Source organism: Acinetobacter sp. ACNIH3, assembly GCF_002918965.1.
GTDB classification, from domain to species: Bacteria; Pseudomonadota; Gammaproteobacteria; order Pseudomonadales; family Moraxellaceae; genus Acinetobacter; species Acinetobacter schindleri.
The window spans coordinates 24,056-48,804 of record NZ_PQLP01000004.1 but is presented as its reverse complement, the minus strand read 5'-3'; the positions used below and the strand labels follow the sequence as shown (position 1 = coordinate 48,804).

Genomic DNA, 24,749 nt, shown 5'->3' with positions numbered 1-24,749 from the left:
ACTATTCAGGGAAACAGGCTGGAAAAGCTGCTAAAAAAAAGCCAAATCTACAAAGGGGAGAGATTTGGCCTTAAGAGGAAAGAAATTAAAATAAGTGATAAAGCTGTTTATAAGCCTGACATGGTCATCAGACTGGCATTGCCACCTGCTGCTGCGGTATTAATGCTAATTGCACGTTCAATTACAAAACGTTCCACTGGAATCTCATAATTTCCGGAACTTAGATGAGTAATACCTACAATTGGACCTTGACGTGTTGCAATACGCTGCTGCAGATCAATCAGTGCAGAAACATCACCATGATGCAGTACAGCTTCGAAATCACCAGATTCGATATCTTTAATCACTTTAATGGCCTTTACAACTTTTGCTGGCATACTTTGTAAATGTTTAAGTATGAAAGTATTGTCTGCCAGTACAGCCGGGCGACTACCCACCGATAAAATCGCTAGTAATTGCTGAATCTGATCAGCATCATTCGTTGCCAGAGATAATACACTTTCACGTGGCAAGATCATGTACTGGTTTTCTTCACCTGTTGGACCTTGCAGGCTAAAACTGTGCCTAGTTGTGATTTTAGCCGGAGTGGTTAAGGAAATTGTTGGGAAAGTTTTATATACCCAGGCTTTAAATTCCTGTAGCAATGGATTTTCAAGCGTTGCCTGAGCAGAATTCATCGCATAAGGTTGAGCTAACTTTTTCTCAGATACCTGATGCATTAAACGGTAAATATAAAGTGGACCACCGGCTTTTGGACCAGTGCCGGATAGACCTTCACCACCAAATGGCTGTACCCCAACGACTGCACCGACAATATTGCGGTTAATATACAGGTTGCCGACATGTGCTTTCGAGATCACAGTCTGCATGGTTTCATCGATCCGGGTATGTAAACCCATAGTCAGGCCATAACCTTTACTGTTGATCTGATCTAGCAACTGTGGCAGTTGGCCAGCTTTATAGCTAATCAAATGTAACACCGGACCAAAAACTTCACGTTCCAGATCATTCAGGTTTGGCAGTTCAATTAAGGTAGGCGGAATGAAGGTGCCTTGAGCCAGTTCAGACGCATCCTGATTAAACATCAATTGATGGACTTTATGGCCTTTGCTGCGCATCTGGTCAATATGCTTCTGAATGTTCTGCTGGGCTTCGGCATCAATGACCGGACCAATATCGGTTTTAAGCAGAACTGGATTGCCAACACGCAACTGCTGCATGGCACCTTTTAACATATGGCGTACAGTGTCCAGATTATCTTCCTGTACACACAATACACGCAGGGCAGAACAACGCTGACCGGCACTATCATAAGCAGAGTTAACTACATCCAGCACTACCTGTTCGGTCAATGCAGATGAATCGACAATCATGGCATTCTGGCCACCAGTTTCGGCAATCAGGGTTACACTTTCACCAAACTGGTTTAACCGTTTGGCTACAGTTTTTTGCAGAATTTTTGCTACTTCGGTAGAACCGGTAAACATGATGCCTTGAATGCGGGAGTCCTGACTCAGCTGGGCACCAATGGTTTCACCACGACCGGGCAACAGTTGCAATACATCTTGTGGAATGCCAGCTTCCCAGAGAATTTGTACAGCTTGGGCAGCAATTAGCGGAGTCTGCTCAGCCGGTTTGGCAATTACCGTATTGCCCGCTACTAATGCTGCAGAAATCTGGCCGGTGAAAATCGCCAGCGGAAAGTTCCAGGGGCTAATACACAGTACGGTGCCCAAAGGCTGGATATGGACATTTTCAGACAGATCTGACATCTGACCAGCATAATAACGCAGGAAGTCAATCACTTCACGTACTTCGGCAATGGCATTGGCATAGGTTTTACCAGCTTCACGCGATAGCAGAACCATCAGGGGCAGCAGGCGTTGCTGCATCAGCTCGGCGGCTTTATTCAGACAGGCGGCACGTTTATTCTTTGGCAGATTGGCCCAGAAATGTTGTGCATTGGCAGCTTGGATCAGGGCAATTTCTGCCTGTTCAGTCGTTGCTTCATAAACGGTACCGACCACATCCTGATGCTGTGCCGGGTTGATCACCTGTAGAGTATTACTTGTATCTGGCTCTGAAAAAGCTGTGCCCATTGCTGCTGCCTGGAACTGGGTATCAGCCAGACTTGCTGCAACTTCATTTAAAGCATTGAGTTCCGCGTCATTGGCCAGATCCAGTCCAGATGAATTGATACGTGTGCCATAAAGATCTTGAGGATAGGGAATATGAGGATGTTTGGTACCCAATACATTTTCCTGTTGAGCGGTCTTTATAATTGTCTGACGAGGATTCTCGATCAGATCTTCAACTTTTAAGCTTTTGTCCGCGATGCGATTCACGAAAGAAGTATTGGCACCATTTTCCAGCAGACGGCGTACCAGATAAGCCAATAGGGTTTCATGATTGCCGACTGGGGCATAGATACGACATGGAATACCTAGCTTGCCAGCCGCTTTGTCACCGACCACATTTTCATATAGCGGTTCACCCATGCCGTGCAGGCACTGAAACTCGTATTGACCGGCATAGTAGCGTTCCGGATTGGCAAGTTGGTAAATGGTTGCAACAGTTTGTGCATTGTGAGTGGCAAATTGCGGGTAGATATAATCGGGTTCTGCCAGCAGTTTACGTGCGCAGGCAATATAGGACAGGTCAGTATGTACCTTGCGGGTAAATACCGGATAATCCGCCATACCTTCGATCTGGGCTTTTTTGATCTCGCTGTCCCAATACGCACCTTTGACCAGACGGATCATCAGGCGTTTCTGGCTGCGTTTAGCCAGATCGATAATATAATCCACTACATAGAAGCAGCGTTTCTGGTAGGCTTGAATCACGAAACCAATGCCTTTCCAGTCATTGAGTGTCGGTTCAAAACACAGGCGTTCTAAAAGCTCTAAGGAAATTTCCAGACGCTCGGTTTCTTCCGCATCGATATTCAGACCGATATTGTACTTTTTCGCCAGAACCGCCAGATTCAGTACTTTGCTATACAGTTCATCATTAACACGATCCATCTGTGAGCGTTGATAACGTGGATGCAGCGCAGACAGTTTAATGGAAATACCCGGGCCGTTATAAACATCTTTATCTGTTGATGCCTGACCGATGGCATGAATTGCATTTTGATAATCCTGATAATAACGTTCTGCATCCGGATCGGTTAGTGCTGCTTCACCCAGCATGTCATAAGAATATTGGAAACCTTTTTCTTCCAGACGTTCGGCATTTTTCAGTGCTTCATCAATGGTTTCGCCAGTCACAAACTGTTCACCCATCATACGCATCGCCACATCGACCGTCTTGCGGATAATGCCACGGCCACTGCGTGCCAAAAGGCCAGTTAACAGGCTTGACAGGCTTTTCTGTTGTGGGGTTTCCATCAGCTTTCCGGTCAGCATCAGTCCCCAGGCCGCAGCATTGACAAACATCAGCTGGCTTTGCCCGAGATGTTCTTTCCAGTTGCCCTGATTGATCTTGTCACGAATTAGTAGGTCGCGGGTCGCCGTATCCGGAATACGCAGCAAGGCTTCTGCCAGACACATCAATGCGATACCTTCCTGAGAAGACAGCGAAAATTCCTATAATAGCCCTTGCACAATGCCGGCCTTGCCACCTGAACCTTTACGTTCACGTAAGGAATGCGCCAGATCAAAAGCCAGGTTCTGGATTTTGTCCGTCAGTTCCGAGGAAATTTCACTATGTTCCAGCAGGGTTTCCACGCACTCGGATTCTGCACGTCGCCATGCAGAATTAATGCGCTGTTCATATTCATTTTTATCCCTAAATTCAGCAATATAATTCGATTGCTGCATGGCATTCGAGTGCGAATTTAGGCGTAGGATGGTGGACATAGTGACTTCCTGTACTGCGTCAAACGGTTCTTTGAGTTGAATGAGTTTTAATCTATAATCCCAAAATAATTGACGAATATCTCACTATAGTTTGTATCATTGTTAGAGAATAATTCTAATGAATAGCCCATATGTAAGCCTTGACCGAATAGATATTCGTATTCTTGATTTGCTGCAATCTGAATCGAAAATTTCCAATATCAAACTGGCAGAAATGGTGAACCTGTCACCAACAGCAGTACTGGCACGGGTGCAGAAATTGACCAAGGAAGGATTTATTCTCGGTTATGAAGCCCGTCTGAATCCGGTCAAGCTGAATAACGGTTTTGTAGTTTTTGTCGAGATACTGCTGGATAAAACTACACCGAATGTACTGGAAGAATTTTCTGAAGCAGTGCAGCATATTCCGGATATTGTGGAATGTCATATGATCAGTGGTGGCTTTGATTTTGTAGTAAAAATCCGCTGTGCGAATATGGATGAATTCCGTAAAATTTCCGGAGATATTCTGTGGCAGTTGCCGGGCGTAAAAGAAACCCGCAGTTATCCGGTGATGGAAGTAATTAAGGAAACCCAGCAGATCAAGCTGAAAGTACCTGCCAAAGCTAAAGTATAAAATGCTGATAAAACAAAAGGGACATAAAGTCCCTTTTAGTTTTTGAAATAGAAAGATTATTTCTTTATTTCTGCCATTTCTTTTTGATATTCGGCTTTCGCCAGTTCAAAACGATTGACTACATCGTGACTTGGAGCTTTATCTAGCAAACTAACAATCACAATGCTAAGCGCTGCCAGAATAAATCCGGGAATAATCTCGTACAGACCTGTATCGCCCATATAATTTTTCCAGGCAATTACGGTTACTGCACCTACTATCATGCCAACAATTGCGCCATTGAGAGTCATGCGTTTCCAGAACAGCGAAAAGATGATCAATGGACCAAACGCTGCACCAAAGCCTGCCCACGCGTAAGCTACTAGACCAAGAACTTTGCTATTCGGATTGATTGCCAAGGAAATTGCAATCAGGGAAATCACAATCACCATGCCACGGCCAACCCAGATCAGTTCTTTTTGCGAAGCATTTTTACGCAGGAAACCTTTGTATAAATCTTCGGTAAGAGTTGTAGAACAGACCAGCAGCTGACAGCTTAAAGTACTCATAATCGCAGCCAGAATTGCAGCCAAAACGATGCCAGCCACCCAAGGATTAAACAGGATTTTGGTCAGTTCCATAAAGACTGTTTCAGGATTCTGGTTCACGATCGCTGCAGCAGGTAAATCAGGATTGACTGCAAAATAAGCAATTCCGATATAACCTGCAGACATTGCACCCACCAGACACAGGATCATCCAGGTCATGCCGATACGACGTGCAGCGGGAATGGTTTTTACCGAATCTGCCGCCATAAAACGCACTAAAATATGCGGTTGGCCAAAATAGCCTAAGCCCCATGCCAAACTTGAAATAATCGCCACCATACTCAGACCTTCCAGCATATTGGATGCATGTGGACGGGCTGTTTCAAGCAATGTACCGACCTGTTGAGCATTATTACCCAATGCCAGATAGGTAATGATCGGGGTAATTAACAAGGCGAAAATCATCAAACCGGCCTGAAGGGTATCGGTCCAGCTGATCGCCAGAAATCCACCGATACACACATACAGAATCGTGGCAACAGCACCGAGCCAGAGTGCAGTGGTATAGTCCCAGCCAAACAGGCTTTCAAATAAGCGTGCACCTGCAACCATGCCGGAAGCACAGTAAATCGCAAAGAACACCAGAATTACGATTGCAGAGAGCAAGCGTAAAATCCGCTTCTTATCCGAAAAACGGCTGGTAAAATAATCGGGCAATGTCAGGGCATTGTTCTGGTATTCGGTGTGGGCACGCAAGCGGCCAGCCACCAGGAGCCAGTTCAGCCAGGCACCAATAATCAGACCAATCGCAATCCAGACTTCAGACAAGCCAGACAGGTAAATTGCACCAGGCAGACCCATCAGCAGCCAGCCGCTCATGTCGGAGGCGCCTGCCGAAAGTGCAGTTACTACACTGCCCAGACTTCGCCCACCCAGAATATATTCATCAAAATTGGACGTCGCACGATAGGCGTATAAACCAATTCCAATCATGGCGACGATATAAAACAGAAAAGTAATCAGTGTCGGGTTTAGCGAGCTCATAGGCAGAGTATCCTTAAATATTGCACATCATCATCCGGGATAATTTTTTGTACTGCGTTCACAGGGCAGTGATTCAAACACGGTTTAAAAATTACACTCTGTAACAGTTAAGCAGTTTTTATGTATGCTTTATGTAGATTTGATTTTTTAAATATAATCTTATGAAATTTAAAATGGCTAAATAAAGCCAAGAATAGTCTAATTTAGAGCTAAGAGGCTAATTTTTAATAAATAGTTAAAATCATTAAACTTTTGTTATTTTATTACACAAAGTTACAAAACTAACAGCAAATGCGAACTAGACATATTTTGTTGCAAATATCACTTAAAAGATTTCTATTTGTTTCTGACCACTCCGCGCATAGTGAAAGAGCACCATTAAAGTGCATCATCGCCAAGAGTAAAAAATATGGACAATATGCTTCAAATTGACTTGAATAGAATCGAACAGGATTTATTGGGTAAAAAACAGATTCCACAGCATAATTATTATGGAATTCATACTATACGTGCGCTGGAAAACTTTCAGATATCAGGTTTAACTGTAGGACAGCAATTACACTTTATCCGCGCTTTAGCACAAGTTAAAAAAGCGTCTGCACAAACCAATCTACATTTTCAGAAAATTTCAGAACAACAATGTGCAGCCATTCAGCAAGCCTGTGATGAGCTGATTCAACATCCGGAAAACTGGCAGGATGCTTTTCCATTGGATCCTTATCAGGGCGGAGCCGGGACTTCCATCAATATGAATGCCAATGAAGTGATTGCCAACCGTGCGCTGGAACTGATGGGGCATCGTAAAGGGGAATATCATATTCTGCATCCGAATGATCATGTGAATACATCGCAATCTACCAATGATGTCTATCCCACGGCACTGCGTCTAGCGACTTATACACGTTTAGATGAACTGCTCAATGTGCAAAAATCTTTGATTGATACTTTATATAGTAAGGCTACAGAATTTCAGTATGTGATCAAGATGGGCCGTACTCAATTGCAAGATGCCGTTCCTATGACTATGGAGCAGGAATTCCGCGCTTTTGCGACTTTATTAAAAGAAGATTTTAAGCTGATTGAGCAGATGCGTCAGTTATTGCTGGAAGTTAATCTGGGTGCAACAGCAATTGGAACTGGTGTAAATACACCAACGGGTTATGCCAAGCGTGCTGTAGAAACTTTGGCACACATTACTGATCTGCCTTTAAAAGGCGCGGAAGATTATGTAGAAGCGACCAGTGATTGTGGCGTATTCATTATTCTGTCTAGCAGCCTGAAACGTCTGGCAGTCAAGTTGTCCAAAATCTGTAATGACTTACGTCTTTTAAGTTCTGGACCACGTACCGGTTTGGCAGAAATCCGCTTGCCAGAATTACAAGCAGGTTCTTCGATCATGCCAGCCAAAGTGAATCCAGTGATTCCGGAAGTGGTGAATCAGATTGCATTTCGGGTAATTGGCAATGACCTGACCGTGACCATGGCAGCGGAAGCTGGACAATTACAGCTCAATGTCATGGAACCTGTCATCGCGGTATCTTTAAATGAATCGATTCAATTGCTGACCCACGGTATGCAGACGCTACAGCAAAAATGTATTGCCGGTATTCAGGCCAATGAGCAGAACTGTTTAAATGCTGTAATGCGCAGCATCGGCATTATCACTTTATTGGAACCACTACTAGGGCATGCCATGTGTGATGAAATCGGAAAACAGTGTATTCGTGAAAATAAAACTGTGCCTCAAGTCGTACTGGAGCTGGGTCTGCTCAGTCAGGCTCAGTTAGATCAAATCTTTGCCTTTGAAAATCTGGTCTCGGAAGTACCTAGCGAGATCAATCAGCTAGAACAAGTGTCCTGAAGCTCTTAAGGCTTTGAATCAAGATTTATAGGATCGTGCTGATTTTAACCATTTGCCCCAAATCCAGTCTGTGGATTTGGGGCATTTTCATCTAGACTAGATAAATCTCACGATGAATTTGGAACATAGCATGTTTGATAAAATCAGCGCTTTATTCAAATCAAATAAACCTTCTCCTGCACAGCTTTATCTAGAAGAAAATAATATTCAATATACCGAAGAAACTGGCTATATCGTGGATGGGATTAACTTGAATCAGGAGCTAGGTGAAAGACTGGAATATCTGTCTAACCGACGCATGAAAACATTTAATGATTTGAAAGAATTATATTCTACAGCTATGATCATTAATGAAAAAATTGATCTGGAAATTGCCAATCAACGTTTTAATTCAAGATTAGGCAATACTGAAGAAAATTTGCTGCAATTTAAAGTAATCGTAGAAAAGTTGAATGATTACTACCGAAATTTTCTGCGTGAGAAAAAATAGCATTTGAAGTGGAAAGAAACCATTATTCTCCTGATAGCAAAGACTGCATAAAAATAACGAAATGCGCAGATACCATCGTGATAGTATAAGGGATATGTTGTTTAGACTTTAAAGCTATATACATGTTCCAACAAGAAATTTCCCAACTCAATTTAAAACAACTCAAGGCTGGTGAACGACGCTGGTTAGGCAACCTGCAGGGATCATCCACAGCATTATTGCTGAAGGAAATTGCCAAGCAGCATAAACAGTTATTTGTGGTTGTGGCCCGCAATAATCAGCACCTTGGTCAGCTGGAAAGTGAACTGGAATTTTATGGCATCAAGCCGACTATATTTCCAGACTGGGAAATTTTGCCTTATGACCGTCTGTCTCCGCATCAGGACATTGTCTCTGAACGTCTGGCAATTCTTTCCAATATGCCGCAAACCGGGGTGTTGCTGTTATCTGCTTCTACGCTGGCACAGCGTGTAGCACCAAGCTCATGGGTATTGGGTGAACACTTTGATATTCGTGTCGGGCAAAAGCTTGATCTGGAACAGCAAAAGAAAAAACTGATTCAGGCGGGTTACCATCTGGTTGATACGGTATATGACCATGGTGAATTTGCAGTCCGCGGCAGCATCATGGACATTTATGCCTCTGGTCAGGATGCACCGATCCGGATTGACCTGTTCGATGATGAAATTGAAACGCTGAAATTTTTTGATCCGGAAACCCAGCGCACTACGCAAACTTTAGAACAATTTACCGTATTACCAGCACAAGAATTTCCACTGAAAGAAGGGCGCGCCACTTTCCGGGACCGTTATGGTGAGCTATTCCCGACAGCAAACCCCAAGAAAAACCCGATGTATCAAGATGTCATGGATGGTATTGCTTCGCCGGGTATTGAGTTTTACATGCCGCTTTTCTTTAGTGCAGAAGCGATGCAAGCTCACAGCACTTTGGCTTCATACTTACCAAAGAATGGCATTGTCATTACAGATCGCGGTCTGGAAGAGTCATTAAACCAGTTTTGGGCTGAGGTGGTACGTCGTTATGAGGATCGCCGTCATAATGTGGATCAGCCAATTCTACCTCCGGAAATGCTGTTTACCCAGACTAATCTTGTGCTGGAACAATTGAACCAGTTTGGTCGCATTATTGCCTCTCAAGATGTTTTTGATGAAAAAGCTGGCGTGATAAATCTGGATACTCAGACACCGCCACGACTGCCGGTCGATCCGAAACGGGAAAAGCCATTCATCGAAGTTAAAAAATATATCGATGCAGCTAATCATCCTGTTCTACTCGTGGCTGAAAGTGCAGGTCGCCGAGAAACTCTAAAAGATGCACTGCGTCCAAGTCTGGGTGATATCCCGACTGTCGAGAATTTTGATGCCTTTGTCGCATCATTACATGCGATTGCCATTACCAGTGCACCCTTAGAACGTGGTCTGGTTTTGACTGATCGTATCACTGTGATTTCGGAAAACCAGCTCTATGAACATCGGGTGGTACAGCGCCGTCGCAAGCGTCAACAGGAAGTATCCGAAGAATTCCTGATTCGCAGTCTGACCGAGCTGACCATTGGTGCCCCAGTTGTACATATTGATTATGGTGTAGGGCGTTATGCCGGCCTGATTACTTTGAGCATTGACGATCAGGACCATGAATTCCTGCAACTGGATTATGCCGATGATGCCAAGGTTTATGTACCAGTCACCAATCTGCATCTGATCAGCCGTTATAGTGGTGGTGATCCTGATCTGGCACCACTACATAAGCTCGGAACAGATGCCTGGAGCAAAGCAAAACGTAAGGCACTGGAACAGATTCACGATGTCGCAGCCGAATTACTGGATATACAGGCACGACGTTCATCCAAGCCCGGGATTAGTTTTGAACTGGATCAAAGCCTGTATATGCAGTTTGCCAGCGGTTTTGCCTATGAAGAAACGTTAGATCAAGCCAATGCCATTGAAGCAACTTTATATGACATGCAGCAGGCCAAACCAATGGATCGTCTGGTTTGTGGTGATGTGGGCTTTGGGAAAACTGAGGTCGCAATGCGTGCTGCTTTTGTGGCGGTGCAGAATAACCGTCAAGTCGCAGTTCTGGTCCCAACCACTTTGTTAGCACAACAGCACTATGAATCCTTTAAAGACCGCTTTGCGGACTGGCCAGTACGCATTGAAGTGTTGTCACGTTTCGGTTCTTCTAAGGCACATACTAAAACGATTGATGACCTGGCAGAAGGCAAAGTGGATATTGTGATTGGTACGCATAAAATTTTGCAGGAAAATGTCCAATTCAACAATCTTGGCCTGATGATTGTCGATGAAGAACACCGTTTCGGGGTGCGGGACAAAGAACGTATTAAGGCTCTACGTGCCGATGTGGATATGTTGACCCTGACTGCAACACCAATTCCACGTACCCTAAACATGGCTTTTAGTGGTATGCGTGATCTTTCAATAATCGCGACACCACCAGCACGTCGTTTGGCAGTAAAAACCTTCGTTCAGGAACAGACCAATGACACCATTAAAGAGGCGATTTTGCGTGAATTGCTGCGTGGCGGTCAAGTTTATTTCCTGCATAACGAAGTGGATACCATTGACCGTGCTGCAGAAAGCCTACGTGAACTGGTACCAGAAGCGCGTGTCATTGTTGCCCATGGGCAGATGCGTGAACGTGAGCTGGAGCAGGTCATGCAGCAGTTCTATCACAAGGAATACAATGTTCTGGTGTGCTCGACTATTATTGAAACCGGAATCGATGTGCCGAGTGCCAATACCATCATTATTGAACGTGCGGATAAGCTCGGTCTGGCCCAGTTGCACCAGTTGCGGGGGCGTGTTGGTCGTTCCCATCACCAGGCGTATGCTTATCTCTTGGTTCCATCGATAAAAGGTTTAAAAGGCGATGCTGAAAAACGCCTGGATGCGATTCAACGGGCTTCAAATCTGGGCGCGGGTTTTATGCTGGCAACCGAAGATCTGGAAATCCGGGGTGCAGGTGAACTCTTGGGTGAACAGCAAAGTGGTTCGATGCAGGCGATAGGTTATAGCCTATATATGGAAATGCTGGAAAAAGCCACCAAAGCCATTCAAAAGGGCAAGACACCGAACTTTGATGCACCATTATCTTTAACGGCAGAAATTAATCTGCATATGCCAGCCTTGATTCCGGATGACTATCTGAGGGATGTACATCAGCGTCTGCTGTTCTATAAACGTATCAGTAATACCAATAACCAAGACAAACTCGACAATATCCGTATGGAGCTGATTGACCGTTTTGGCATTCCACCACAGCCAGTGAAGCAGCTATTTGCAGTGCATCAGCTTCGTCTGAAAGCAGAACAGCTGGGCATTACCAAAATCGACATTGGCGGTCAGGGCGGGCATATCGAATTTGCTCCGGATACGCCAGTGCAGGCTATGAGTATTATCCAGATGATGCAGAAACATCCGACCTATTTCCGGATGAATGGCGGGCAACGTCTGAAAGTCATGGTCATGCTCGAAGACTATCAGAAACGTATTCAGTTTTTAAACGATTTACTGAATAGCCTGCTGAAAGAGCTGCATTAAAAAGTTTTTAAAAAAATGGTTCAGAAAAGGAATTCTGACCATTCGTTTAAATCGATGGCGAAGTCACCCCTCAATGGAAAGAAAGTCTTGATTAATTTGTGTGATTCGGTAAAGTCTGAGTTGTGACCGAGTTCATAACAAATCATCCAAATTTGTATTTAAACACATTGCTCACAATATTCAGCTAGCACTGGATATGTTAGTATTAGCCATCATTCTAATTTTGCATCATTTATAAAGATATGTTTAGTTTGCATCCTCAACTTGCTCAAGATACGTTTTTTGTAGGCGACTTTCCTTTATCAACATGTCGTTTGATGAATGATATGCAATTTCCGTGGTTAATCCTGATTCCACGTGTGCCGGGCATTACAGAATTATATGAACTTAGCCAGGCCGACCAGGAACAGTTCTTGCGTGAATCAAGCTGGTTGTCTAGTCAGCTTGCGCGTGTATTTCGTGCAGACAAAATGAACGTGGCTGCATTAGGTAATATGGTTCCACAGCTACATTTTCATCATGTGGTTCGTTACCAGAATGATGTGGCTTGGCCAAAACCAGTGTGGGGAACACCTGCGGTTCCTTATAGCAGCGAAGTTCTTGCTCATATGCGTCAGACGTTAATGCTGGCTCTACGTGGTCAGGGAGATATGCCATTCGACTGGCGTATGGATTAATCTGATCCCATGCTGCAATCAGGCCTGTAAATTATACAGTGCTGCAAGGAGCAACTGAGTGCAAATAGACGATTGGGTACATAAAGAGCCGAAACAGTTTGAATATTTCCATCGACTGATGGGATATATCATGCTGTCGCTGGTCATCGTCGTTTTTCACTATACAGAGCCTGATACGCAGTACCAGATTTTTATCCCGTTTTTCTTTCTTGCGATTATACTGGCTCTGCCGAAGCTGTCGCGCTGGCTCATCTATCGCTACAATACTAGTATCAAGCGTAATGTCTTCTTTGTGCTCGACATTGCTGTAATTGCAGTCATTCTTTCTGCAATGCATATGAGTCTGGTACTGTCTTTATTGGGATTGGTCGCATTGCTGTATACCGCAATCAGTAACAAAATTTCATTTTTGACGTTTTCATTGGCAAGCCTGATCGGTATTGCCATTTTTTATTTCTGCAATATTTTTATCTTTGGTTTTGGTGAATATTTTCAGCCAACCAGCAATGAGTTGACGGTTCTGGGCTTCCTTTGTCTGGTGACCTATTTTGGTGTAGGGAATTACTATCAAACCACGCGTGCACGTTATATGGCGCAGAAAAAGAATCATTATTATGATCAGATGAACCGTTATATGGAATTTGCCAACCAGCTGAGCCGTTATGCACCCTTGCAGCTGTGGCAATCAATTATGAAAGGTGAGTCTGAAGCCAAGATTGAATATAAACGTAAGAAACTTACTGTATTTTTTTCCGATATCCAGGGTTTCACGGAACTCTCTGAAACGCTCATTCCAGATGACTTGGCCTTCCTGCTGAATGACTATCTCAGTCACATGACAGAAATCGCCAAGCACTATGAAGGCACGGTAGATAAATTCATGGGTGATGCGATCCTGATCTTTTTCGGTGATCCGCATTCTGATGGTGTTGAGCAGGATGCCAAAAACTGTCTGGATATGGCGATTGCCATGCGTCAGCAGATGAAAATCCTGCGTGAACGCTGGGTGAAAATGGGCTATCCACCGCTACATATCCGTATGGGTATTTCGACGGGGTATTGCCACGTTGGCAATTATGGCGCTAATCACCGTATGGCTTATACGATTGTGGGACGGGATGCCAACCTGGCAGCACGATTACAATGTGCTGCTGAAGTAGATGAAATCCTGATTTCTGAAGATACCCATACACTTATCAAGAATGACTATCTTTGTGCAGGAAAAAAACCAGTATTCCTGAAGGGGATTAAAGAGCCAGTACGTACCTGGCAGGTAATGGAGCGATTTACTTCAGAGAAAATTGATTATCAACGCTGGTTTGATTACGAATATAAAGGTTTCCATCTGTTACTTAATCTGGATGAAGTACAGAACTACGAATATCCTAAACTGGTCAATGTGCTTGAAAATATGATCAAGCGGATTCAGACCCAGCAGAAGATGACCAATTCACAAGGTATTGTAAAGTTAAAACTTGAAGATGAAGTCATTGAACATCTACCAGCGAGTACAGCAGAACCTGTGGTATTAGAAAAAGAGACTGAGAAGCAGGAATATGAAACCAGGTCAGATCAATCAGATAAAAAGACCAGTCGCGCGAGTTAAGAAAAAACAATCACCATAAAGATCAGATGTAAAAAAACCACGCTCAAGCGTGGTTTTTTATGAAAATCGCTTAGTGATTTTCTGAAGCATGGTTGATGGTGTATTTCGGAATTTCAACTTCCAGATCTTCGTCCACCACTTTGACCTGACAAGACAAACGTGAATCAGGCTCAAGGCCCCATGCACGGTCTAACAAATCTGCTTCAACATCATTCATTTCTTCCAGGCTGTCAAAGCCACGACGCACAATCACGTGACATGTGGTACATGCACATGACATATCGCAAGCATGTTCAATCTTGATCCCGTTATTTAGCAGGCTTTCACATAAATTGGCATCTTGTTCAACTTCAAACTCAGCACCTTCAGGGCAAATTTGCGCATGTGGAAGAACTTTAATACGTGGCATAGTCTTTACCTTAAATTAGTTTGAGTTTGACCAGTCGTCGAGTTTAGTACCTTTCAGTGCTGCATCGATATGCTGGTTCATACGAGCAGCTGCAAATGCATCACTATGTATTTTAAGCTGTTCTACGGCAGATTCAATCGCTTTGATATCTGTACCTTGCAGCTCCTGTTCAAGCTTGGCTTGAGCAGCTTGCAGATCAGTAAGCTGCTGTTCACTTAACAACGCCGCATCCATTTTCAGGGCCTGAGTAAGTGCTTCAAGTTCACGTTGTGCTTCAACTTTGGTTTCCTGAAGATGACGCAGGTTCTTGTCTTCTTCAGCAAATTTATAACCTTCAAGCAGTAAACGCTCTGTATCTTCGCTCGATAAACCATAAGATGGCTTGATATCAATTTGTGCTTTCACGCCAGATGTAGTTTCTTGCGCGGCTACGGTTAATAGACCATCAGCATCCACCTGGAAAGTCACTTCAATACGTGCCTGACCTGCAGTCATTGGTGGAATATCATGCAGCACAAAGCGACCCAAGCTACGGCAATGCTCCACCAGATCACGTTCACCCTGAACTACATGGATCAACATCGAGGTCTGACCATCTTGATAGGTGGTGAATTCTTGACGGCGTGCCACAGGAATCGCGGTATTACGTGAAATCAGACGTTCTACCAGACCACCCATGGTTTCAAGACCCAGAGACAATGGTGTTACGTCTAATAACAATGAACCGTCGGTTGAATTACCAATCAATTGATTCGCAGTAATCGAGGCACCAATTGCAACTACTTCATCTGGATTGATGGTACATAGAGGTTCTTGATTGAACACTTCACGCACTGCTTTCTGAACGGCATAGGAGCGGGTAGAACCACCTACCAGAACTACGTTTTGAATATCATCCAGTTCCAGTTTGGCATCACGCATTACACGTTTACAAACGCTAATCGTTTTATCCAGTACAACTTTAATGATTTCTTCAAACGTTGGACGATCTAATGTTAAGACATGATCCAGCAGTTTTACTTCTACAGATTCAGCATCAGAGAGTGCTTCTTTGGCCTTGCGTGCAGCTGTAATGAAATGTGCATATTCAGCATCATTGAGGGTTTCAATATTCAGCTGTTTCTTGGCCCATTTTAGAATTAGACGATCCAGGTCATCACCACCCAGAGCAGTATGGCCACCAGTCGCTAATACTTCGAATACGCCTTGCGAAAAACGCAGGATAGATACGTCAAAAGTACCACCACCTAGGTCATAGATCACATAGTTGCGATCTGTACTGAGGTTGGTTTCCTGATCCAGACCATAAGCTACAGCAGCAGCAGTAGGTTCATTCAGTAAACGAAGTACATTTAAACCGGCCAGTTGTGCCGCATCACGAGTTGCCTGACGTTGTGCTTCATCAAAATATGCAGGAACTGTGATGACAGCGCCATTAATCTCATTTTTCAAGCTTGCTTCTGCACGGTCTTTCAGCTGTTTTAAGATTTGTGCTGAAATTTCGACGGGTGTTTTACGACCTTGAGCTGTTTCAAATGCTGGCATTTCATTCGCTTCACCCACTAAAGTATACGGGTGCTGGAATTTAATATCCGCTTGAGAACGACCCATAAAACGTTTTACAGAAACGATGGTATTCTTTGGGTCGGTCATTATGAATGGTGCAGCTTCATAGCCGTACTGAGTGCTTTGCTCTGCATAATGAACGATAGAAGGAAGTAACACACGTCCTTGTTCATCATTAAGTACTTTGGCTTTACCTGAAAGAACCGTGGCGACCAAAGAATGGGTGGTGCCTAAATCGATACCAATCGCAATGCGGTGTTCATGCGGTGCACTTGATTGACCTGGTTCTGCAATCTGCAAGAGAGCCATAGTGTTACATCCTTTGCACGTTAAATATTAAAGAGAGAAATTAAAAATCGTCATCGAGGTCAAAGCTGTCGTCATCGAGGAAACGGTCTTCCGCTTTATCGATATCGGCCATGACTTTGACAAAGAAGCGCAGTTTACGCACAGTATCGCGAGCCTCAGCCCAGTCTTCCTCTTCATAATCTATTTTGAATTCACGCACCAGGCCATCAATCCACTGTTGAACTTCAACTTTTAGGGAAGATAAGTCTTCTGCCGAAGCTGCATCATCAAGCTGCTCACGAATTTCAAGCGCATCTTGCAGAAACTCAAAATCACTGATGGACTGATCCAGATGATAATCCTGTTTTTTCAATGAAAGTAAGTAAGCAGCGCGACTATCCACGGCCGACAAAACCTTATATGCCTGATTGATTTCACTTGATTTGATCAGGGCCTGGTCTTTGTCTGCAGCTTTATCTGGGTGATATTGTTGCTGTAACTTTAAAAATTCAGCTTTTAAAGCAGCTGAATCAATATCAAGTGCGACAGGGAGGTTGAACAACTCAAAATGATTCATGGGAGATTGGATCCACGATTAATATGCAAATTAACTGCAATGTACAGCTAAAAACTACTGCCTAAATGCAATTAAAACAGTGTAGATGACACTGTTTTAATGCTGCAAGGATAAATGTACGCTAATGATTAAGCCTTATACAGTGAAGGATTCACCGCAGCCACATTCACCTTTTTTGTTCGGGTTGTTAAATTCGAAGCCTTCGTTCAGACCATTTTTTACGTAGTCCATCTCCATACCTTCGAGATAAACCAGGCTTTTCGGGTCAACGAAAACTTTAACACCAAACTGTTCAAATACTTCATCATGTGTATCAGCGTCATCGACGAATTCAAGCACATAAGCCAGACCAGAACAGCCTGAAGTTTTCACACCAACGCGAATGCCTTCACCCTTACCACGATTTTTCAGGTAATTGCTGATATGAGTTGCAGCATTTTCAGTTAAATGGATCATGAAAACTCCGTTAATCTTTCTTCAAAAATACACGTCAGCAATTAAGCTTTCACTTTTTTGCTACGATAATCTTCTACAGCAGCTTTAATGGCATCTTCAGCAAGTACAGAGCAGTGTACTTTTACTGGAGGAAGAGCAAGTTCAGTTGCGATATCAATATTCTTGATCGCTTGAGCTTCGTCCAGAGTTTTGCCTTTTAGCCACTCGGTTACCAGTGAGCTAGATGCAATTGCTGAACCACAGCCGTAAGTTTTAAAACGTGCTTCTTCGATTACACCTTCATCATTCACCTGAATCTGAAGACGCATCACGTCGCCACATGCTGGTGCACCCACCATGCCTGTACCTACGTTTTCTGCATTTTTGTCTAAAACACCAACGTTACGTGGGTTTTCGTAATGGTCGATTACTTTTTCGCTATAAGCCATGTTGCTTCTCCAAACCTCGGGGTCAGCCTAATATTAAATATGGGGATTAAAAAAATTTTATCAATGAGATAACAACATAAATGCTGTTATCTTTGATGCAAGATTAGTGTTCAGCCCATTCAACTGTAGAAAGGTCGATACCTTCTTTGTACATATCCCAAAGCGGAGAAAGTTCACGTAACTTCTCAACAGCAGCTTTAGTGACTTCAAGTACATGATCAATATCTTCTTCAGTGGTGTATTTACCAAAGCTAAAGCGGATTGAGCTGTGTGCAAGTTCGTCTGATAGGCCCAATGCACGTAGAACATAAGACGGTTCTAGTGTTGCAGAGGTACATGCTGAACCTGAAGATACTGCTGCATCTTTCAGAGCCATCATTAGTGATTCACCTTCAACAAAGTTGAAGCTCACGTTCAGGTAGTTCGCAACGTTATAAGTTTCGTGGCCATTCAGGAATACCTGTTCAAGGTCACGTAAACCATTCCAAAGTTTGTCACGAAGTACACGTAAACGCGCTTGTTCAGAATGCAAGTTTTTACCTGCAAGTTCAAATGCTTCACCCATACCTACGATCTGGTGAGTCGCAAGCGTACCAGAACGCATGCCACGTTCGTGACCGCCACCATGCATTTGTGCTTTCAGGCGTACACGTGGGCTACGACGTACGAACAGGGCACCGATGCCTTTAGGACCATAGATTTTGTGTGCAGAGAAGCTCATCAGGTCGACTTTCAGTTGAGAAAGGTCAATTTCAACTTTACCTGCAGCCTGGGCAGCATCTACGTGGAAGAAAATTTTCTTGGCACGAGTGATTTCACCAATTGCAGCAACATCCGTTACGGTACCAATTTCGTTGTTTACCATCATCAGGGAAACAAGAATGGTATCTGGACGAATTGCAGCTTCAACCATGTCTGGGGTGATTAAACCAGTTTTTGGTTGTGGTTCCAGGTAAGTAATTTCAAAGCCTTCAGACTCCAGCTCACGGCATGTATCCAAAATTGCTTTATGTTCAATTTTAGACGTAATGATGTGCTTACCTTTAGATGCATAGAACTGAGCTACACCTTTTAAGGCAAGGTTGTCAGATTCAGTCGCACCAGAAGTCCATACGATTTCACGTGGGTCAGCTTTGATAAGGTTAGCGACCTGTTCACGTGCGTATTCAACTTTTTCTTCCGCTTGCCAGCCGTATGCATGTGAACGAGATGCAGCATTACCGAAGGTACCTTCGAAAGTTAAGCATTCCATCATGCGTTCTGCAACTTGAGGGTCTACAGGAGTGGTTGCTGCATAGTCAAGATAAATCGGACGTTTCATGTCAAATACCTGTAACCGATAAAAGAGCTGAATCAAAAGATGCTGAATTTTGGCGTAGTGAAACGGTTTGAACGTTGTCACGAGCTACGAGGTCAGCAAGCGAGATTTTTGCGAGATAATCGGCAATGTGGTGGGAGAGTTCCTGCCATAAATCGTGAGTCAAGCACATCGCACCATTCTGGCAGTTGCCTTTATGGTCGCAGCGAGTAGCATCAACGGTTTCGTTTACAGCTTCAATGATTTCTAACACAGTGATGTCTTGAGCATTACGCGCCAGATGATAACCACCATTGGCACCACGGACACTTGAAACTAAGCCATGACGTTTTAGTTTCGCAAATAACTGCTCAAGATAGGCAACGGAAATAGTTTGACGAGCTGCAATTTCAGCAAGCGTGATCGTTTGTTCAGTTGGCTGCAAAGCTAGATCAAGAAGAGCAGTCACTGCGTAGCGACCGCGAGTGGTTAAGCGCATGATTCGATACACATGGTTAGACTAGATGTGTCGATTTTAAGAATCCTGACTAAAATAGTCAAGTTTTTTTATTATGCAAAGTGAAACGTTAAATCGTACCAAAAAGAAGGCTTTATTAAGCAAGCCAATTATATACTAATAACGTAATTAAACCTACAGTGATAAGACCAAAGATTATATTAATTTGCTTCTGACGACGTTGCATGCGTCGAATCCGGTTTTCATACTGCTTAACTTCTATTTGTAGGGTGTTAATTTTAGAACGTTGCTGGTCAATTTTATCTAGAAGTGGGGCCAGACGATTACGTGAAGTAACGACTTCAGACTCGTCTCTTGGTTCATACAGCCACTGTTTCCAGTCAGCAAGCAGTTTCGGCAGGGCAAACAGGGTCAGCAGATCACGGAATTCGTCTTTCAGGATCTGATTGCCATCAATACGCATAGCCTTAATACTGCGACGATTACCAAAAATAAAGATTTTGATCAGATCGGATAGATTAGTACGCACATCAAGGTCAATGATCTTATTTGGCGCTTTATGGTCAAATAGCAGACCCTTATCGGTAAACTGCACATAAAAGTCGAAATAAGGAATATAACTATTAATCTTAATAGCGATATTTTCATCAATAAACTTTTTAGCTTGTAATGCAACAACGCGATCATGTTTTAGAATAAAAGTGAAAATTGTTTCTAAAACAATTAAAGTCATTGTCAGCAATAAGTGCGGCTGCTTTTGACTTTGCTGCGATTCGCTCATAGATACAACCAATCCTTTCCTGAAAAATTTGAAATATAAAACATCCTGCCTAATTGATATTTCAGGGATTAAACTTAAAACATGAAATAAATTGCTTTGTAGAACAGTTTAGCAAAACTGGCAAGTATTAAATTTGGTAATATGCTGTAATTTTGTAGATTTCTATATAAAATTTGCATAGAAAATAATCAGGAGGCGTGCACATGGACAAATCTGAAGCGGCACTGGATGCAATTCCGGAAACAGAACAAAAAACATCAAAAGCTAAGTCGAGATTAGGATCAGAGCGTAAGTCGGTCCTCGACTTTCGAAAATATACCAAACAAATCTGGCTGGCTGGACTGGGTGCATTCTCTCGTGCCGAAGAAGAAGGCAATAAATTATTCGACTCTTTGGTCAAGGTGGGAGAAGAGCTAGAATCCAAAACGACTGACATTGCCGACCAAACTGTCGAAAAAGTCTCAGAAAAGGCCAAAGAGTCTGTAACAGATACCAAAGATAAAGTTGAAAAATTAATTGATCACTCTGTTCATCATTCCTTGAATCGTATAGGATTAGTGACGCTGAAGGACGTACAGCATCTAGAAAAACTGATCCTGCAGCTGCATGCTAAAGTTGATCAGTTGATGGAAGAACAGGGGAAAATACAGGATGAATTGTCTAAAAAATCACAACGAAAGTGACTTTATTCATTATTCAATGTTTTTTTCGCTTATTTTTTAAAAAAAAAGAGATCGAAGAGTATTGCGTTTAGCCCTAAACCATTGTTATAAAGTCGCTATGGCAATTTAAACAAATTCTTGGACCTTAAATAAACGATATTAAGAGGACGTAATTTTCATGAATAAATCAGAATTAATTGATGCAATTGCAGAGAAAGGGGGATTATCTAAGGCTGACGCTGGTAAGGCTTTAGATGCTACAATTGCTTCTGTTACTGAAGCGCTTAAATCAGGTGATACAGTTACTCTCGTTGGTTTTGGTACTTTCGGCGTTAAAGAACGCGCTGCACGTACTGGCCGTAACCCACAAACTGGTGCTACGCTAGAAATCAAAGCAAGCAAAGTACCTAGCTTCAAAGCTGGTAAAGGCTTGAAAGACGCTGTAGCTTAATCGCCAACAGCAACCAAACGCGCCTCACTAGGCGCGTTTTTTTATTGATTAATTAAATAGTCAGGATTAACACATTCATTCAGTGGGTTTTTTCGGGTAAAATCCCATGCAAATAAAATATTGGAATACTTATGGAATCTTTTCGTAAAGTTATTAAGGGTTGGCTGGGCAAGGTCTTGCTCGTTCTGTTTTTGACCCCTTTAGCGCTTGTAGGTATTGAAGGATATTTTAGTGGTGGGAACAAAGATACAGCCAAGACGGTAAATGGCACAGATATCTCTAAAAAAGAACTGGAATCTCTGACAAAATCATTCAAAGAACAATATCTCAGTTATGCCAATGGCGATGAAACATTATTAAATCAGGCATTCATTGATCAAAAAGCTATGGATACGCTGGTTGCACGTACAGTTTTGCTACAACAAGCTGAAAACCTGGGCATCAGCCTCAGTGATCAGCAAATTGAGCAAATGATTGCTCAGCAACCGAGTTTCCAGCAAAATGGTCAATTTTCAAATGCGCTCTATGAAAACTATTTGCGCTCTGTAGGCATGAACAGCCAGCAGCTGATTGCAAGCCTGCGCACTGACCATGCTCTTAAAATGTTGTCCTCTACATTTATTGACTATCCATTGGTTAGTAAACTGGAAATTCAGCAGATTGCTGACTTGCAGACTGAACAGCGTCATGTGCATATTGCCAGTGTTAATCTTGAGAACTACAAGAAAAACGTTAAAGTTACTGATGCAGAAATTGCAGCTTACTATGAAAAGCATAAGACTGTATTCAAGCAGCCAACAAGTGTGGATGTAGATTACGTAGTTTTAAAAGCGGGTGATATTAATACCGCTGCTGTTACGGTAACCGATGCCGAACTACAAGATGCCTATAACAGTTTTGTCGCGGCACAAAAATCGACTGCCAAGCCAGAAGTGAAACATATCCTGATCACTGCGGATAACCGTTCTGAAGCTGAAGCGCAAAAACTCGCAACAGATGTAGCAGCTAAGATCAAAGCGGGTACAACATTTGCTCAGGCTGCAGCTCAGTATTCAGAAGATCCTGAATCTAAGGCCAAAGGCGGTGCAATCGCAGTTTATGAAGCGGGTGTGTTCGGTGATGCTTTTGATAAAGCTGTTGCTTCATTACAATCTGGTCAGGTTTCTGCACCCGTGAAAACAGATTATGGTTATCACATCATTGCTGTACAGGCACCTGATGTAGCTGTGCCATCATTTGAATCACAAAAAGCACGTCTGACTGAAGAGGTGCTGGCTTCTAAAAAATCAAATGCATTCTCTGATACTGTGAATAGCCTGAATGATATGGTGGTCAGCAGTGACTCACTGGATGTGGTAACACAAGAAGTTAAAGGTGTTCGCGTACAATCAGCCAAAGGCGTGACATTGTCTACACGGGATCCATTACTCAGTGATGCCAATGTGAAAGTGAAGCTGTTCAATGACGATGTGAAGAATGGTGACCGTAATGTATCTTCTAGCATACAGTTGGCAAACGGTGATGTAGCCTGGGTAAAAGTGCGTGATTACCATGCAGCAGGTGAGCAATCACTGGCGGAAGCGAAACCACGTGTTAAAGCAGAACTGATTGAAGAAAAAGCGCGAGCTCTTGCAAAAGCCCAGATTCAGAAATCATTGGATGAGTTTAAGACCAAACCTGCTGCTTCTGTAGCAAAAGGTAATCTGGTGTTTGAAGATGCGGGTATCTATACCCGTGCTGAAGGCTTGCTAAAGCGTGATGTACAGCGTGCAGCATTTAGCCTGAAAGCACCTAAAGCTGGATTCTGGTCTGTGACGACTGCAAGCTTGCCTAATGAGCTGGTAGTAGTTGCTGTATCTGAAGTGAAGAAGAATCCGATTGATGTCTTAAGTGAAGAACAGCGTACTGAACTGGCAAAACTTTATGCCCAGTTACGTGGTCAGCAAGAATTTGATGATTATACGCGTTATCTGAAATCGCAAGCGAAAATCAAATAACAGATTTTCCTTTAAAAAAACCGGCTTTCGAGCCGGTTTTTTTATTTTCTGGGAAAGTTTTTGCTCTATAAGAGCGCCATCTTTAGAGTCAAGGAGGCATTGAAATACTGAAATGTGTTTTAAATTTTGGTAGTAAATTCCCTGATGAGTAAATAAAAAAGCGGGACATTTTATCCCGCTTTTTTAAATAGTTCGATTTACTCGGCACGAACCTTAATTTCATAGCCGGTATATTTACGGATATTAATAACACCGGTATCCAGGATCAGGTACTGGCCTTTGATACCTTGTAATTTGCCACGGATCACTGGGGTTTTATCCAGGTTATGTGATTTGATCTTTTCAGGATAGCTTTCTACCGGATAAATAAACTCGCGTGGGCGTTCTTGTTCCAGAATCTCGACATTTTCATTAAAGTCCAGACTCATGCTGAATTCGTCACGAATGCTGGTAATTTGTGGTTCGAATTCATCCAGCAGCTGGTCACGGATATCAATCAGGTTAAGGGGCTCAGCCTCACCTTTGAGCAGTTTGCGCCAATCGGTTTTATCGGCAACCTGGGTGCCGAACATGACTTCCATTTGACCTGAAAGACGACGAGAACCTACTTTCATGATGGGTAAGGCTTGCGTTGCACCCTGATCCAGCCAGCGTCCTGGCATATGGTTGACACGGGTAATTCCGACTTTAAGTCCACTAGAGTTAGCTAAATATACAATATGAGGCTGGAAGCATACTTCATGCGCAAAGGTGTCTTCACGGCAGGTACCCAAATGATAGTGGCAGCTCTCGGGCTTCATAATACACATGTCACAAGATGCTTTGGTTTTAAAGCATTTGAAGCAGTGACCTTGAGAAAATGATTTTGATGTTTTGGTACCACAAGACACGCAGTAGATATTACCGGTCCAGTCGATCTCGATTTCTTGACCCAGACTAAATGGAAGATCAATTTCTGAACGATCTAATATGAATTTATATTCAACATTTGCCCTGTGTATATCTTGATCAGTTACACTAAGGTTCTTGAGACCGGCATGCATTTTATGGCAAATGCCTTGAAGTTCCATATAAATTACTCACTTAAATCATAAGGA

19 protein-coding genes and 1 pseudogene are annotated in these 24,749 nt (G+C 43.1%); 9 read left to right on the top strand and 11 right to left on the bottom strand.

All coding sequences use genetic code 11. From position 1 onward, the window contains the following. Positions 1-107 precede the first annotated feature (107 nt). Positions 108-3,860 (bottom strand): annotated as a pseudogene (putA, locus tag C3420_RS03530) (trifunctional transcriptional regulator/proline dehydrogenase/L-glutamate gamma-semialdehyde dehydrogenase). 118 nt (positions 3,861-3,978) lie between these two features. Here putA and C3420_RS03525 point away from each other — a divergent pair. After that, entirely contained in the window at positions 3,979-4,476 is a 498-nt protein-coding gene (locus tag C3420_RS03525; protein WP_004812716.1) for an Lrp/AsnC ligand binding domain-containing protein, read from the top strand. Positions 4,477-4,532: 56 nt separating this feature from the next. Here C3420_RS03525 and putP read toward each other — a convergent pair whose 3' ends face one another. After that, positions 4,533-6,047, bottom strand: coding sequence for a sodium/proline symporter PutP (gene putP, locus C3420_RS03520; protein ID WP_103800218.1), 1,515 nt, complete (start codon positions 6,045-6,047; stop codon positions 4,533-4,535). Between the two features lie 409 nt (positions 6,048-6,456). Between putP and C3420_RS03515 the strand changes: the two genes are divergently transcribed. The 5 genes from C3420_RS03515 (at position 6,457) to C3420_RS03495 (ending at position 14,262) form a co-directional block, all read left to right on the top strand. After that, complete coding sequence (locus tag C3420_RS03515) at positions 6,457-7,908, top strand: aspartate ammonia-lyase (protein ID WP_103800217.1); 1,452 nt, start codon at positions 6,457-6,459, stop codon at positions 7,906-7,908. A gap of 130 nt (positions 7,909-8,038) precedes the next feature. Further along, a complete protein-coding gene (locus C3420_RS03510) occupies positions 8,039-8,398 on the top strand; it encodes a hypothetical protein (RefSeq protein ID WP_103800216.1) in 360 nt (119 codons plus the stop codon). A 122-nt stretch (positions 8,399-8,520) separates the two neighbouring features. Next, positions 8,521-11,979, top strand: a complete 3,459-nt coding sequence (gene mfd, locus C3420_RS03505; protein WP_103800215.1) for a transcription-repair coupling factor — start codon at positions 8,521-8,523, stop codon at positions 11,977-11,979. 242 nt (positions 11,980-12,221) lie between these two features. After that, on the top strand, positions 12,222-12,656 hold the full coding sequence (locus C3420_RS03500) for an HIT domain-containing protein (protein WP_004894486.1): 435 nt from the start codon (positions 12,222-12,224) through the stop codon (positions 12,654-12,656). 58 nt (positions 12,657-12,714) lie between these two features. Then, positions 12,715-14,262, top strand: coding sequence for an adenylate/guanylate cyclase domain-containing protein (locus C3420_RS03495; protein ID WP_103800214.1), 1,548 nt, complete (start codon positions 12,715-12,717; stop codon positions 14,260-14,262). 70 nt (positions 14,263-14,332) lie between these two features. Here C3420_RS03495 and fdx read toward each other — a convergent pair whose 3' ends face one another. The 8 genes from fdx to C3420_RS03455 all read right to left on the bottom strand — a co-directional run bounded on the left by fdx (position 14,333) and on the right by C3420_RS03455 (position 20,542). After that, positions 14,333-14,671, bottom strand: a complete 339-nt coding sequence (gene fdx, locus C3420_RS03490) for an ISC system 2Fe-2S type ferredoxin (protein WP_004812732.1) — start codon at positions 14,669-14,671, stop codon at positions 14,333-14,335. A 15-nt stretch (positions 14,672-14,686) separates the two neighbouring features. After that, positions 14,687-16,546 (bottom strand): Fe-S protein assembly chaperone HscA, encoded by a 1,860-nt coding sequence (hscA, locus tag C3420_RS03485; RefSeq protein ID WP_103800213.1) that lies wholly within the window; start codon positions 16,544-16,546, stop codon positions 14,687-14,689. 40 nt (positions 16,547-16,586) lie between these two features. Further along, positions 16,587-17,102 carry a Fe-S protein assembly co-chaperone HscB gene (gene hscB, locus C3420_RS03480; protein ID WP_004812736.1) on the bottom strand — a complete coding sequence of 172 codons (516 nt, stop codon included), beginning with the start codon at positions 17,100-17,102 and terminating at the stop codon, positions 16,587-16,589. Between the two features lie 135 nt (positions 17,103-17,237). Beyond that, positions 17,238-17,558 carry an iron-sulfur cluster assembly protein IscA gene (iscA, locus tag C3420_RS03475; protein WP_004812739.1) on the bottom strand — a complete coding sequence of 107 codons (321 nt, stop codon included), beginning with the start codon at positions 17,556-17,558 and terminating at the stop codon, positions 17,238-17,240. A gap of 41 nt (positions 17,559-17,599) precedes the next feature. After that, entirely contained in the window at positions 17,600-17,986 is a 387-nt protein-coding gene (gene iscU, locus C3420_RS03470; RefSeq protein ID WP_004812740.1) for a Fe-S cluster assembly scaffold IscU, read from the bottom strand. A 103-nt stretch (positions 17,987-18,089) separates the two neighbouring features. Further along, entirely contained in the window at positions 18,090-19,307 is a 1,218-nt protein-coding gene (locus C3420_RS03465) for an IscS subfamily cysteine desulfurase (protein ID WP_004812743.1), read from the bottom strand. A 1-nt stretch (position 19,308) separates the two neighbouring features. After that, on the bottom strand, positions 19,309-19,782 hold the full coding sequence (locus C3420_RS03460) for an Rrf2 family transcriptional regulator (protein ID WP_004812744.1): 474 nt from the start codon (positions 19,780-19,782) through the stop codon (positions 19,309-19,311). Between the two features lie 115 nt (positions 19,783-19,897). Further along, positions 19,898-20,542: a hypothetical protein gene (locus C3420_RS03455; RefSeq protein ID WP_071320528.1), complete on the bottom strand. Its 645-nt coding sequence runs from the start codon at positions 20,540-20,542 to the stop codon at positions 19,898-19,900. A gap of 203 nt (positions 20,543-20,745) precedes the next feature. On the opposite strand from C3420_RS03455, the gene C3420_RS03450 reads away from it, so the two are divergent. The 3 genes from C3420_RS03450 to C3420_RS03440 all read left to right on the top strand — a co-directional run bounded on the left by C3420_RS03450 (position 20,746) and on the right by C3420_RS03440 (position 23,652). Beyond that, on the top strand, positions 20,746-21,225 hold the full coding sequence (locus C3420_RS03450; protein ID WP_103800212.1) for a phasin family protein: 480 nt from the start codon (positions 20,746-20,748) through the stop codon (positions 21,223-21,225). Positions 21,226-21,382: 157 nt separating this feature from the next. Then, entirely contained in the window at positions 21,383-21,655 is a 273-nt protein-coding gene (locus C3420_RS03445) for an HU family DNA-binding protein (protein ID WP_004279807.1), read from the top strand. A 131-nt stretch (positions 21,656-21,786) separates the two neighbouring features. Continuing rightward, the gene (locus C3420_RS03440; protein ID WP_004812749.1) at positions 21,787-23,652 is read left to right on the top strand and encodes a SurA N-terminal domain-containing protein; all 1,866 of its coding nucleotides are present in this window, start codon (positions 21,787-21,789) and stop codon (positions 23,650-23,652) included. A gap of 197 nt (positions 23,653-23,849) precedes the next feature. Here C3420_RS03440 and C3420_RS03435 read toward each other — a convergent pair whose 3' ends face one another. Continuing rightward, positions 23,850-24,722, bottom strand: coding sequence for a DUF2797 domain-containing protein (locus C3420_RS03435; protein ID WP_004894506.1), 873 nt, complete (start codon positions 24,720-24,722; stop codon positions 23,850-23,852). Between the last annotated feature and the right edge of the window lie 27 nt (positions 24,723-24,749).